This window comes from Helicobacter macacae MIT 99-5501 (genome assembly GCF_000507845.1).
In the GTDB taxonomy this organism is placed as follows: domain Bacteria; phylum Campylobacterota; class Campylobacteria; order Campylobacterales; family Helicobacteraceae; genus Helicobacter_B; species Helicobacter_B macacae.
Window position 1 is genome coordinate 268,265 of record NZ_KI669455.1, and the last position, 13,335, is coordinate 281,599.

Sequence of the window (13,335 nt, forward strand, 5' to 3'; positions counted from 1 at the left end):
AATCCTAAAATCTAGCAAAATCTAACCACAAAATCCAAACCATAGCCAAAACAAAAGGAATCCAAAAAATGAGCGATGAGCAAATCCAAGAAATCCTTGATAGAGAGGACATACAGCTAGCAGACATTGATAAGCGATTCATTGCTTTTGTGCTAGATAGCTTGATAGTAAGTGTGGTGGTTTGCTTGCTAAATTTTGGTGCGCTAGAGAGTATCAACAAAAGCCTCCAAGAGAGCAACGCAGAGCAAATCATAAACGCTATGAATCCAATGCTATTGCAAATGTTTGTGATAGATATGATTTATCAGTGGATTTTCGTGGCGTGGTATGGTGCAAGTGTAGGCAAGATAGTCTGCAAAATCGAAGTGGTAAGCATAGACTTGCTTGACTCGCCCTCCGTGCCAAAGTCGCTACTTCGCGCGTTTTTGCGTGAGGTTTCACAGATTGTGTATTATATCCCTTTTATGTTTGCGCTAAGCGATAGCTTTAGGCGCACGCTATATGATAGACTTTGCCAAAGTATCGTTATCCAAAAAAAGCAATAGGGATTTTGCGTGGCTAGATTTTGGTGCGGACTTTGGGGGGGATTTTATCGCGGATTTTTAAGCCTAATTTGCGCTAGATTTCCTAGAGCCTTTCGCGCTAGATTTTGGATTTTGCTTGTTTGTGTGCTACTTGCTGAAATCTGCCTCTCAAATGAGTTTGGCACAAATATGAGGGATTTTAATCTCGATGATGATAGCCTAGCTCAAACTTTCAAATCCCAAAGAAAAGCACAAGGCAAAATAAAAGATAGCACAAAATCCACGCAGGATTTTACTCACGCTAATACACAAAAAGATTCTGCCAAAGAAGCACCACATTCCTCACAAAATCAAACCACCCAAAATCAAGCACTACAAGAAGCCAAAACCACTCAAGATTTTGCTAAAACTCCCCAAGACACGCAGCCTACCCAAGCCCAAACTCAACAAACTCCCAAAAATATCCCACCAAATCTCCCTCTATCTTCTGCGTCTAAAACCGCAGCTGCAGAGTATGACAAAGACAATCAGCGCATTTTTGAGCTACTAGCCGATGAGGTAAAAAGCGAAAACAATGTCATACACGCTATCCACAATGCCGTGATGATAAATCCTGATTTATACACCATAGCCGATGTCATCAAATACGACATAGAAAACAAAAAAGTCTATGCAGAGGGAGAAGTGAGAATCTATCGGGGTGGCACTTTGCTTGTTCGCACTCATTCTGCGAGCTTTGAGCTAGATGAGCACTATGGGATTTTAGAGCCACTATATTTGCAAGACACCACTAGCGGAATGTGGGTAAACGCCATATCTGGTAGCTCCAAAAAAGGTGTATATGGCTTCAAAAAAGCCATAATCTCGGGCTGTCAAGTCCAAAGCCCGATATGGCGAATGGAAGCTAGCTCTGGCTCATATAATGCCGAGAAACAGCGTGTATCTTTGTGGAATCCGCGCGTTTATATCGGCGATGTGCCGATTTTTTATTTCCCATACTTTACCATAGATACAAACCTAAATCGCAAAAGCGGATTTTTGTTTCCTTACTTTTTGTCATCAAATACAGAGGGGTTTATCTACGCACAGCCCTACTTCGTGCCTATAAAGTCGTGGTTTGATATGACTTTCACGCCCCAAGTGCGAACTTCTCGCGGTGTAGGCGGACACTTTGAGATGAGGCTAGTAGATAGTGCAAATGATAGGACTATGGCAGAAGTGGGCTATCTTTATAATTTCGATTCTTACAAAGAAAGATACAATATAAAAAACAGAGAAGTTTATGGCTTTAGATTTTATCATCTAGGCAAGCAGCCACTCCAAAAGTATTTTCGCCTAAAAAACGAGCTAGATAATGGAATCTATGTCAATATGGTGCATATGAATGATTTGGATTACTACCGTCTAGATAAGGCAAATAAGCGAATCTATGACGCTACTTACGCTTCTAAGGCAAATTTCTACCTCCAAACAGATAATCACTACTTTGGGCTAAATATCAAATATTTCCTAAACCTAGCCAAGCTAAGCAACTCCACCACTTTACAATCCGTGCCAAACCTCCAATACCACAAATACACAAACTCTCTTTTTTGGAAGTCTTTGCTCTACTCCATAGACTATCAGATGAAAAACACTATCCGCACGCGTGGCTATGGCTATATCGAAAACGCTGTGAAAATCCCTGTGGGCTTGCAGTTCTCACTTTTCAAAAAATACCTCTCCATTGGATTTTGGAATGAATTTTATGCAGAAAATCTAAATATCCACTCCGCTCAAAATAGCTATGTAGGAGGCGTCATCACAAGTGAGAGCCAAAGCCAAAATCTCCCAAACCAACTAAAATTTGGCAATATCTTTTCGGCTAATTATTCCCTGTCGCTAAACACGGATTTATCACGCAGTTTTGACAAAATCTTTCACTCTATCCAATTTGAAGCCCTATTTAGCGGACCATATCCTTACATTTCTTATGCAGATGGGCTTTTTGATAGGCAAGCAGGCGGATATTTTGCCAATATTCGTGCAAGTGGCTTAAACAATCGCAATAGCGCAACCCTATCAAACAACGCAGAATTTGCCAACACTTATCCATTTAGGGTAAATGGTGAGTGGAAATATTATGATGACATTTGGGACCCAAGCGGTATAAGCGCGTATTCTATCCTAGCAAACACGCTAGATTTGAAGCTAAGCCAATACTTCATAACCAATAATGGCAATCCTATTTTTGATTGGAAAATCTTTCAGAGGCTAAATTTTGACGCCGATAGCAATGGTATAATAAGAGACATAAACGACCCAAGACAAATCGCTAGACGCCCGCTAGAAAATCGCTTCACCTACTCGCCACTAGATGGGCTAAATCTCTCCACAAGCTTTTTTTACTCTTTTTATTATGGCTCGCTAAATGAAATCTCTGCTAGCATTAGCTACAATGTCGGCACATTTAGCTCGCTACTTTCCTACTACTACAAAGACGGCGGGGCAAATCGTGGGTTTGATTTGACTTCAAATACATTCACTACAAATACCCACGCTCACTATATTCGCGGAGTTTTATCAAAAGATTTTGGGGTTTTTGCCCTATCTATGCAGGCAGGATATGACATTAGCAGAGATGCTTTTCTTGATTGGGATATAGGGGTTTATAAAAATGTGCGTTGTTTTGGGATTGGGCTAAAGTTTATAAACCGCAGGCGTCCTATCCTCACAAACAACGAGGATAATCCGTTTTTTATCCAAAGTGATTATTTCGTGCGCGTAGTGTTTAATTTCGTTCCCTTAGGTGGCACAGGACTTTCTATGAGATTTTGATAGATTTTGATATAGGGGAGTTGATAGAGGTTTTGGGTATAGATTTGGCAAGTTTGCTTTTTATGAGATATACTTGCTTTTTAGATTTTAGCCACTTTTTTTGTCTCAAATTTATTTAGAGATTTTTAAGATTTAAGGAGAGAGTATGCCAAGCAAAATCGCTCAAAAGCACGCCAAATCAAGCATAAAATCCGCACCAAAGCCCACACCAAAAGATATAAACGCTAGTGATTTAGACAAAGACTTTGCTAGCACACAATCTAGCCTAGAATCAAAAAATCCTACAAGCACTCAAAATCCCTCAAATGCGCAAAAGCCCTCTCCTACCAAAACCACAAAACCACTCAAACCCCAAGATACCCTACGAAGCACAAAATCCACCATACAAACCCTAAACCAAATGAGTGCAAAATCATTTGCCCAAAACTTACCACAAAACCTATCCCAAAATCTATCTAATGAGGCACGCGAGAGAAGTCTACACGGACTAACAAATCTAGCTACCCAACTTTTTGAAAATAGAGAAGACGCATTTGACAAACTCTATGATATGTTTGTCAATCAGCATATTGATTCTAGCCAAAATATTATTTTATCCACGAGCTTTGATGGGTTATTTTTCGCGCACAATCTTGCACACAAGCTAAACTCCAAGCTAGATTTGCTTTTTAGCGCACCTATATTTGCGCCGATGAATGATGAGTGCGAGATAGCAAGCGTGAGTGAAAATATGGATATTGTGCTAAATGAAGAGCTCATTGATAGTTTTGATATTACGCTTGATTATGTCTATGGAGAGGCTAGACGCACCTATGATGAAGTCTTGCTTCCTAGAATCTATAAATTCCGCAAGGGTGCGACACTAAGCGATTTGTCCCAAAAAGATGTTTTTCTCATTGACCAAGGAGTAGAGAGCGGAATCACAATGAGCCTAGCGATAAAAACTTGTATCCAAAAAAAAGCAAAAAGTATATTTATCCTAGCCCCTGTAATCTCACGCGATGTCGCCGAGCTACTAAAATCCCAAAGTGATATGCTTATCTGTGTGGCAAGCATAGATTATTTTGTCAGCACCGAGCATTATTACAAAGAGCTAAAAAGCCTAAGCGAAGAAGAAGTGCTAAAGATAATGAGCGCACATACAAAAGCAGACAAGCCAGAAAAAAGCAAAGAATCCATTTAGATTCTTTCTTAGATTCTCTTGTGCAAGTGGGCTTGGTGCTAAGATTTTGACTACTAGATTAAACCCTGCTACAAAATGCCTTTCATCACCACCACTACGACAAATGCTAGCACAAAAAGCGAGAGATAATACAGCATTTCAAACGCGGTGTTTTCAAACACGATGAAATCTCTTTGCTCCTCTTTTGGGCGTTGAAATTTTTGATAGATTCTGCTTGGTAGATACACAAAAGTCCCATACACAAAAAGAGGTAGCCACAGCAGCAGTCCAAATAGTGCCACCATTCCACCAAATCCCACTTCATCAGCTCCATTTATGACGCGAAACACCACACTAGCGATAGTTATCACGGCTACCAAAGCGATTACATAGATTTTGTAAAACTTGACTAACTTTTCCATTTTTACTCCTTGTTTTACTTCTTGCACACGCGCATAGAGTTTTAATCTCTTTTATGGCTTAGAAGCTATACTCCACATACCCGCGAAATATCGTATAGCTACCACTTGGACCAAATCTCGTTGGCATCACACGATTATTTCTAACATTTACCGAGCTATTTACACCCACCGCGCTTGCTCCTAGCAATACACTTTTGATAGGACGAAAATCCACTCTCGCTTCCCAATTTAGCACCGTTTCATTGCTAGAGATGATACTTGTGCGAAACGCCCCATACAAGCTCACATATCGCCATAGATTTACCGAAGCAAAGGCATAAGGCGTGGTGGAGTTATAATAAAAAATTCCATCCGCCCTCTCAAAAGGCGTATTTTGCCCAAAGCTATCAATATATATCGCCCCACGATTTGGTGTGTTTATGATTCCCACGCCTGCGGTCAAAAAGCTTTGCCAATCCTGCCCAGCCGCTACAAATCTCCCCCAATCAATCTGTGCTTCCCCCCAAATAACCCCACCACCTCCGCTTGTAGAGCTAGCTTGCTTGCCTACACCCACATAGGAAGCGAGGTGGATAAGTGCGCGAAAAAATAGCTTTTGGTTGATGGACAAGTCTAGCTTCGTCTTTAGCCCCGGTGCGACAAAAAAATCTGGCACCATATATAGATACGGGCTAAGCACAAGTGCAGCTTGGGGGATAGCAAAATCTGCACGCAGATTAAACGCACCACCACTAAAGCTGCCTACTTTTCCGCTTTGATAGTCGCCAAATACTTGATAATTTTGCGCGAAATAATTAGTAAAAAACGCATTTCTTAAAGCCCAAGTAAAATTTAGCGATAGATTTCGCACTCTATCATAGCTAGCACTTAAGCCCTCTGTGTAGTTGGTTATCCACTCTTCATCGGTTTTAAATCGCCCTATAATTCCGCCAAATCTCTCATACTCATTATAAAAATCCGCATAGATTTGAGGCACTTCAAAGTAAGTCTGCGAGCGTGTGAAATCCCCTGCGTTTGCTTCATATAGCTTAGGCACTATCCACATTTCCGCACCAAACTTATAGCCCATAAATCGCCTTGTCTCATAGCCTAGACTTAGGTTTATGTCGCCATAAGTGGAGTAGGGATTAGCACCGATAGACTGCTGAAAAAGCAATCCTGCGTGCCCATAGATAAGCCCACGCTTAAACCCATCTGCAAACGAACTCGCAGGGGCATTATCAATACGCACCTCACCCGCTCCAAACAGCACAGCTAGCGCACCTGCCCATATCGCTAAAAGTCTTTTTAGCCTCATTTGGTATGATTCCTTTGAAAGTGTCTTTATGCACTTTTGCTAGCAAAAACAATACCATAATTTGCTTATATGATTTTATGCCCCACTCAAAAAGCAAAATCTCACGCACTAGCTATCGTTCTAAAGATTCGCACTAAATGCTTATGACACTAAAAGCCTACACTTCCTAGCTCCCAAATCGGCAGGAAAATCCCAAATGCTAGCCACGCAACAAGAAGTGCTATGATGATAGTAGAAAATGGCTCGATATAGGCTAGAATCTTTGCGCTTAACTGCTCATATCTGTTTTTATAGTATTTCGTGCATAGATTTAGCATTTTTGCTAGCTCGCCACTTTGCTGTGCTATACTCAAAAAATGCTTGATATTTGATTCTATATGCGGGCAGGGGCTAAACGCTTCATAGATATTTTTACCATTTTTTATGCGAGTGAGTGCTAGGCTTAGCTCGTGCTTTAGGTGTGGATTTTGGATAGCATTTGGTGCGACTTTTAGCGTGGTATCAAAATCCACCCCCGCTTCATACAAATGCAAAAAACTCAAAAAATACACCCACAAATCCCTATATAGCACGATTTTACCTATAAGCGGTGCTTCTAATATGTAGCGATGGAGGGCAAAATAAATATGATTTTTTGCCCTCATTCCCTGCGCTACAAACACCGTAGCCAAGCACACAAAAAGCAGTATATACACACCAAAATCCTGCAAAATCTGCGAAGCAAAAATAAGGCTTTTGGAGCTAAAAGGCAGCTCCACACCAAAAGACAAAAACAGCTCGCTAAATTCTGGGATAACAAAATACGCGATAAATACAAACGCCAAAATCGTGCTTAAAAGAACAAACGCGGGGTAAAAAAGAGCTTTTGTAAGATTTTGCCTTGTGGTTGCTATATGGTGGAAATACTCACTCAAAATCTGCAAAATAGATGGAAGTTTGCCACCTTTTATCCCTGCTTGCAGAAGTGCTACCCCCATAGGCGTAAAGATTTTTTCAAACGGAGAAATTGCTTCACTCAAAGATTCTCCATTTTGCAAAGAAAGCAAAATCTTTCTATACATTTGCGCTAGGGTAGGGCTAGGCGTAGTCGCACTTAGGCTCAAAAACACATCTTGCAAAGGCAGGGCAGACTCTAGCATAATACTTAGTAATGCCAAGTCTTGTGATATGCTAAGCGGGCTTATAGGGCGGGTAAAAAGATTTGCAAAATTTTGATTGCTTATACCATTTGCACCCTTTGTGCCACTTGAAACAAATGGGCGAAACACCAACAAAACCTCTGCAAAAACATTTCTCCAAAAATCCACACAAAAGCCCACAATCCTCCCCACAAAGGAGCTAGCAAAAAATCCACTATAAGGACACTCTACTATGCTTAGTGGATATATGCCTTTATTTACGGCTTTTTGCATAGCTATATCGCTAGATGAGCCACGCAAAAATATAGTGATTTTTTGGCTTCCTTTTAGTCCCTCTACCCTAAATCGCACAGCCAATCCAAATAATCAAGCAAAATCTATCTAAAAAGTTTTTTAAGCGTGTTGCCGATTTCTTTTTTTGCCCCCTCATCTATGTGCTTATCAAGTGCTTTTTCTATCTCTTTGCCTACGCTTTTTTGCACTTCATTGCCAAGTCTAGACTTTAGCAGTTCGCCCAAGTCTAGCTCGACTTTGGGGGAAGTGAGATTCCCACTTAGCTTTATGCCTAGTGTGTCTTTTTTTAGCGTGGTTTTTAGCTTAGCATTTATCGTGCTTTTTTCCAAGTCTGTTATGATATTTTGCCCACTTAGGCTAAAATCCCCGCTTTGCATATTTAGCGCGGAGTTTAGCACCATTTTGTTTATATCACTATTTAGACTTATGTTGTTAAATACTAGCCCTGTGGCGTCAAATTTGGCATATTGCTTGAGTGCGTCTGTTAGCTGATTTTTCAAAAACCTACCATTATCAAGCCTAGCTTTTAGCGTGCCTTTTTCGCTCGCAGTGTTATACACCAAGTCGCCATTTACCTTAGAGCTAAACACCTTTTGGATTTGAGCCATACTTAGCACAGAGTCCAAATCCACCTCTTTTATCTTTGCATTGAAATTATCGCCATTTAGCTCCGCATCGACATTTCCGCCAAGACTTTTGGTATGAAAAGTCGCTTTTAGATTCTCACTTAGAGCAAAATCCCCATTCGCTTCAAATTTCCCCACAAGCTCGATTTTGGTTGCAAATTTTAGCTTTTTTAAATCTGGCAAAATCGCGCTATATGGCGAGGAGTAAGCTCCTTTATGTAAGTCAATAGCGATATTTGGCACATTTAGCCTTGCTAGATTTGAGTCAAAGATAAGATTTGCATTGCCCACACCTTTGTCTAGTTTGGCACTTAGATTCGCGTTAAAAGGTGTATTTGGCATATCTAAGTCAAATTCTTTTTTGATTACGGGATTTGAGGTTACGCCCTTTAGGGAGAAGTTTGCTTGCGTGCTTATACCTTTGTCAAAATCCCACGCTTCAGCCTTGCCACCCACGCTAGCAGAAATGTATTGGGGTTGATATATCATATAAAGTAGCTTTTCTATGCGCAAATTTTGTGTATCAAACCTCACTTTTGCAAGTGCGGATTTGACAATGTTTGCGCTATAAGTGCTAGCAGAATCAGCTATATCAGTTTTGCCCGCGATAAGTATGTTTTCTAGCCCTCCCTCTATGCTTCCCTCTGTGCGAAGCGCACCACGCACTTTCATTCCTAGCAATGGCGTAAACGCGCTAATATCGCTTAAAACTATGCTATACACACCTTTTGTGTCAAATGATTCTATGTTTGAAGTCGAGCTAAGTGTGATTTTGCCGACATTTGAGTCAAATACAAAATCTTGCTTAATGTCTTTTTTGTCAAATATGCTTTCTTGGCGTATGGTAAATGTGGTTTTTGGGACTTGGATACCAAAATCTTTAGCGATAAGCCGTTGGCTAAAATCCCCCTGCTTTATCTCTAAGATATTTTTCCCGCTAAATTCCATATTTTCGTTGCCTACTATGTCCGCATCAAGACTTAGCACACCCTCAATATAAGGCTTTTGACCTATCATTGCTAGCACTTCTGCTAGCTCTAGGTGGACTATGTCGGCATAGATTTTTAGTGGGTTTAGATTTTGGAGTTCTACTTTTATGTCGGTTTTGGATTTGGCGATATTGCTATGGGCCTCTGCGCTTAGCGCACCAAATACCTTGCCTTTTGCGCTTGCTTCAAGCACAAAAGCACCACTTAGAGGCATTCCAGCTACTTCATCAAATAGCGAAATATCACTAGCATTTATATTTAGTGCAGTGTCAATATTTAGCGTGAAAAGATTATAATCCCCCTTTAGCGTAATCTCTAGCTTTGGCTCGTTTTTGATTACAATATCTAGCCCTGTAAGCCCTACGCTAAAGGTGCTAAGCGTGAGTGGAACGGGCGAGTATTTGTCTATTTGGGATTGCACCACAGGCTTAAAGATAAAATTACCAATAGGGCTAAACACTAGCACATACACAAGTAGCAACAGCCCCACTACGATACCTGCAAACCATTTCAAAATACGCAACGCCATTTTGTTCTCCTTACAAACTTTGATTACTTGGATTTAGGGAAGTTTTTGCAAGATGATTTTGCAAAAATTAGCCATAATTATAATTTGTCTAAGGTTACAAAATGCTTATAAACAATGCTTTAGATGATAAAACACCTTGATTAGCAATTCCTAGCTACAAACCAAAATCTAAGCGTAACGATAAAAACGCTAAAATTTATATCCCAATTGTAGCCAAAACTGCCTCCCCACCTCATAGACTGCCACAGCACTTGAGGAAGCAAAAGCCCCACTTGAAGTGCTGCCAGCATAAGCAGTATTGGCAATAGTTGATTTGATTTTGCTATTTAAGACATTAAAAATATCTACATTCATATATAGTGTTTGCCCATTATACATATCTAGCTCAAATCCCAATCTCATATCCCAGCTAAAAGCATTTGGAAAACGCATTTTTCCATATTGAGAGCCCAAAAAGCTAGAATCATAGCGTGGGTCAGTCCTTGTGAGTATCACCATTCTGTCATAGCCCGCGCGAAATCTAAAAAAGTTATTCCACACCCACTTTGTTTTAGCGATTTTAAAAGCGTGTGTGGTATCAAGTCGCAGGGTAAAAGGGCGCGCCCAATTTTCCACAGGTCTATCGCGATAGTTGATAATCTCTCCATTGTATTTGATAAGTGTATCATTGTAGTAGGCTTCATCTGCACTTAGTAGGTTGTAAGTGCGACTTGTGCGAGTGTAGTCAAAGGCAAAGAGATAGTTATGTGCCACACCATAAGTCGATATAGGTTTTATGTTTTTTACACTTAGGCTAAAGATATGGCTTTGGCTACTGCCATCATTTGTCCAAATCGTGTAATTATTTGAGTAGCCCTCTAAGCTTGGCAAACCATTGCTATTTGTCCTAGAGCGGCGCATTATCTCATCTCTACCTTGCCTATAAATGTATTTAAACGCGATTTGAGCATAATTTAGATTTTGGCTTATTGCGCCCATTAGCTCATCATCATAAGGGACTTTTAGTTTGTTAAATTTGTAAGTAGAATTATTTGTTGTGTTAGATTCTACAAACGGTTGATTTGAGGAAGTCCTTGTGTAGTTTTTTCGCAAGTTTTGTTCATTGTCATAAAGCCTATATGAAAAAAGATTGCGCCCATAGTAGCGATTTGCCCCAAAAGTAAGTGTAGTTTGGTAGGATTTCGCAATGGGCGTTATATATCCTAGTGAAAATCTAGGAGCAATCGTATGCTTACTCATATAGTCATCGCCATCAAGTCTTACACCGATTCTGGCATTTAGTTCGCCTATTTTCACTCGCTCAAAGTTCAAATCTAGCTTCATATCATCTTCTGCAAAAATCCCATAAGACACGGAATCTAGGCTTGTTTTGCCTGCTTGATATACTTGCAGGGCATTGAAGTATTGCCCACTCCAATTTGCATTTGCTTGTGTCGTCCCTGTGGTAAATGTATCGCCAGACGAGCAAAAATCCTGCCCTATTCCAAATTGGTCTTTGTAGCAGGTGTTTGTATTTGTGTTTAGTGGTAGCCCAGAAGTGAAATACACATCTTCTAGCCGATTTCTTTGCACCTTTTGGTAATTGATTTCTGTGCCTATGCGAAATACATTATCAAAGATTCCCCACGACAAAGAATTGAAAGTAAAATCACTCTTTAGGCTAAGTGTATCTTGCAGTGTATCCAAATCGCCATATCCCCCCTCAATAGCCCTACCTGAATTGCCTGTGGTGACATTGGTATAAGCCCAATTATGAATACTTGAGCCATACCAGCTTATATAGTAGTTTTTATCGCTTCGGCGAGAGTTTTCTATGCGTGTGTAGCCTAGCGAGTTTAGCCAAAATCCAATAGGAGTTTGCAGACTTGCCTTTAGCCCGCTTTGGATTCCGCCAGAATCCATTTGGTAGAAGCTGTCTTTGGCGTTATTTGTGAAGTAGGTGTTTGTTTGAGGCATATAGCCTAGATATGCTTCAAGCGTTAGATTTTCTGTAATGTCATAGTTCATCTTAGCATAGAAATTATAGCTTTGACGCTTTTGCTGCCTTGTGCCTCCCACTTCTGTGCCTATGTATGCCGTATTTGCCGCAGTTGTTTGTGGATAGGATTTTAGCGGGATAAAGCTCTGCGTGGTATTAAAGCTAGCCACTAGCCCGACTTTGTCCGTGATATAGCCCTCTGTGCTAGCACGGATAATATGCTTGTGAAAGTTTGGCTGATAGGCTTCACTTGCGCTAGCATAGAAATACTCCTCACTTGATTTATCTAGATGATACTCTGTCAAATCGCTTGAGGTAAATTGATAGCTTATATTTGCCCTCCAGCCATTTATTTCACCCGCATTTCTGCGTGGTTTGCGCACGGTGGCTTCTATCACACCACCGCTAAATCTCCCATAAGCCGCACTGATATTGCTATCTTGCACGACAATACCCTCTAGCAGGCTTGTATCTATGGCAAAGCCTTGATTTTGCCCACCTCGCAAGGTGTTTATGTTGTTATTTACTTCGCCGTGTGGGTCTAAGTCGTTGTTGATATTTAGTCCATCAATTTGGAAATTGTTTTGATAATAAAGCCCACCTGAAATGCTGATATTTGCAGGGTCGATTTCGCCCTGCGCGGTAGAGCGATTTTGGGCATTGTCAAATTGCACATTTGGTAGCAAGCGCAAAATCGAGCCTATATCGCCATTGCCACTTGGGTGGGTTTGTATCATTGATTTTGAGATTACCCCAGCATTGCTTTGGTATTTTGCAGTTGAGCTAGATTTCACATCGGGCGAGCCATAAGCGACTATGCGTCCCAAATCTCTCTCGGTGATAGTCTGTGAAGCGTCTTTTTGGGGTTTGTCATATCGTTTTGTAGTCTGTGTAGCTTGCGTAGTAGGGCTATCAAAATCTTGGGTAGATTCTACTAAAGCTAGCTTGGCAATGTTTTTGTTTTGTTGCTTAGATTTTGTGGCGTTAGAATCAATATTTTTAGAATTGCTAGATTTGCTAGAATCCACTTGCCAAGACTTCGTAGGGATTGTGCGTGAGCTACTCTCTCTCTCTCTCTCGTTATCAGCGAGTGCAATCCCACTAGCGATTTGACTAGCAAATATCCCTTGCGTAGCAAGCACACCCATCGCATTTGCAAGTAAAAACGCCTTTTGAATACTTTTTTGCATATTTTTCATAACAACTCCTTAAAATATTTTCGCGCCATATTTTGCACCACAAAAGATATTTTCTCATTATTCATAGCTTTTTAAGAAAATAAGATTCAAATGCAAAATAAAAATATGAAATGATAAAACAAATAAACTTAATCAAACTTTAATAAGAGAAAATATCATAACCGAAAACAAAAAATCGCCAAAAACTACCAAGCATTTTTAGCCAACGATTTTTGTAAGCGCGTGAAATTTTGCTTAAAGCAACTTAACCTTAGTTTTGCTAGTAATTTATCATTATCTAAGCATAATAATAATATAATGCCCTCCCTAAAATTCACAGCGACAAACTGCCCAAAGCAATACATAAGCTACGCGCTTTT

Annotated in this window: 9 protein-coding genes; 3 read left to right on the plus strand and 6 right to left on the minus strand. The window is 40.3% G+C overall.

Translation table 11 applies throughout. The annotated features are described in order from the left end of the window. Positions 1 to 68 precede the first annotated feature (68 nt). From HMPREF2086_RS08670 to HMPREF2086_RS08680, 3 genes are all read left to right on the plus strand, one after another. Entirely contained in the window at positions 69 to 545 is a 477-nt protein-coding gene (locus tag HMPREF2086_RS08670; RefSeq protein WP_023928409.1) for an RDD family protein, read from the plus strand. 9 nt (positions 546 to 554) lie between these two features. Beyond that, positions 555 to 3,341, plus strand: coding sequence for an LPS-assembly protein LptD (locus HMPREF2086_RS08675; protein WP_023928410.1), 2,787 nt, complete (start codon positions 555 to 557; stop codon positions 3,339 to 3,341). Between the two features lie 145 nt (positions 3,342 to 3,486). Next, on the plus strand, positions 3,487 to 4,524 hold the full coding sequence (locus tag HMPREF2086_RS08680) for a hypothetical protein (RefSeq protein WP_023928411.1): 1,038 nt from the start codon (positions 3,487 to 3,489) through the stop codon (positions 4,522 to 4,524). Between the two features lie 68 nt (positions 4,525 to 4,592). Here the strand turns inward: HMPREF2086_RS08680 and HMPREF2086_RS08685 are convergent, their stop codons facing one another. The 6 genes from HMPREF2086_RS08685 to HMPREF2086_RS08705 form a co-directional block, all read right to left on the minus strand. Then, complete coding sequence (locus HMPREF2086_RS08685) at positions 4,593 to 4,925, minus strand: hypothetical protein (protein ID WP_023928412.1); 333 nt, start codon at positions 4,923 to 4,925, stop codon at positions 4,593 to 4,595. A gap of 58 nt (positions 4,926 to 4,983) precedes the next feature. Further along, complete coding sequence (locus tag HMPREF2086_RS08690; RefSeq protein ID WP_023928414.1) at positions 4,984 to 6,222, minus strand: outer membrane family protein; 1,239 nt, start codon at positions 6,220 to 6,222, stop codon at positions 4,984 to 4,986. Then, positions 6,158 to 6,331: a hypothetical protein gene (locus HMPREF2086_RS12195; protein ID WP_222859736.1), complete on the minus strand. Its 174-nt coding sequence runs from the start codon at positions 6,329 to 6,331 to the stop codon at positions 6,158 to 6,160. Before HMPREF2086_RS12195 ends, HMPREF2086_RS08690 begins: the two co-directional genes overlap by 65 nt. Before the next feature lie 40 nt (positions 6,332 to 6,371). Beyond that, on the minus strand, positions 6,372 to 7,712 hold the full coding sequence (locus tag HMPREF2086_RS08695) for a type II secretion system F family protein (RefSeq protein ID WP_023928416.1): 1,341 nt from the start codon (positions 7,710 to 7,712) through the stop codon (positions 6,372 to 6,374). A 26-nt stretch (positions 7,713 to 7,738) separates the two neighbouring features. Continuing rightward, entirely contained in the window at positions 7,739 to 9,799 is a 2,061-nt protein-coding gene (locus HMPREF2086_RS08700; RefSeq protein ID WP_023928418.1) for a translocation/assembly module TamB domain-containing protein, read from the minus strand. 189 nt (positions 9,800 to 9,988) lie between these two features. Further along, positions 9,989 to 12,976: a TonB-dependent receptor gene (locus tag HMPREF2086_RS08705; RefSeq protein WP_023928419.1), complete on the minus strand. Its 2,988-nt coding sequence runs from the start codon at positions 12,974 to 12,976 to the stop codon at positions 9,989 to 9,991. Between the last annotated feature and the right edge of the window lie 359 nt (positions 12,977 to 13,335).

Excerpts from the sequence above, each read along its gene's own strand:
- HMPREF2086_RS08670 (WP_023928409.1), top strand. The coding sequence starts at position 69 with ATGAGCGATGAGCAAATCCAAGAAATCCTTGATAGAGAGGACATACAG.
- HMPREF2086_RS08680 (WP_023928411.1), top strand. The coding sequence starts at position 3,487 with ATGCCAAGCAAAATCGCTCAAAAGCACGCCAAATCAAGCATAAAATCC.
- HMPREF2086_RS08685 (WP_023928412.1), bottom strand. The coding sequence starts at position 4,925 with ATGGAAAAGTTAGTCAAGTTTTACAAAATCTATGTAATCGCTTTGGTA.
- HMPREF2086_RS08690 (WP_023928414.1), bottom strand. The coding sequence starts at position 6,222 with ATGAGGCTAAAAAGACTTTTAGCGATATGGGCAGGTGCGCTAGCTGTG.
- HMPREF2086_RS08700 (WP_023928418.1), bottom strand. The coding sequence starts at position 9,799 with ATGGCGTTGCGTATTTTGAAATGGTTTGCAGGTATCGTAGTGGGGCTG.
- HMPREF2086_RS08705 (WP_023928419.1), bottom strand. The coding sequence starts at position 12,976 with ATGAAAAATATGCAAAAAAGTATTCAAAAGGCGTTTTTACTTGCAAAT.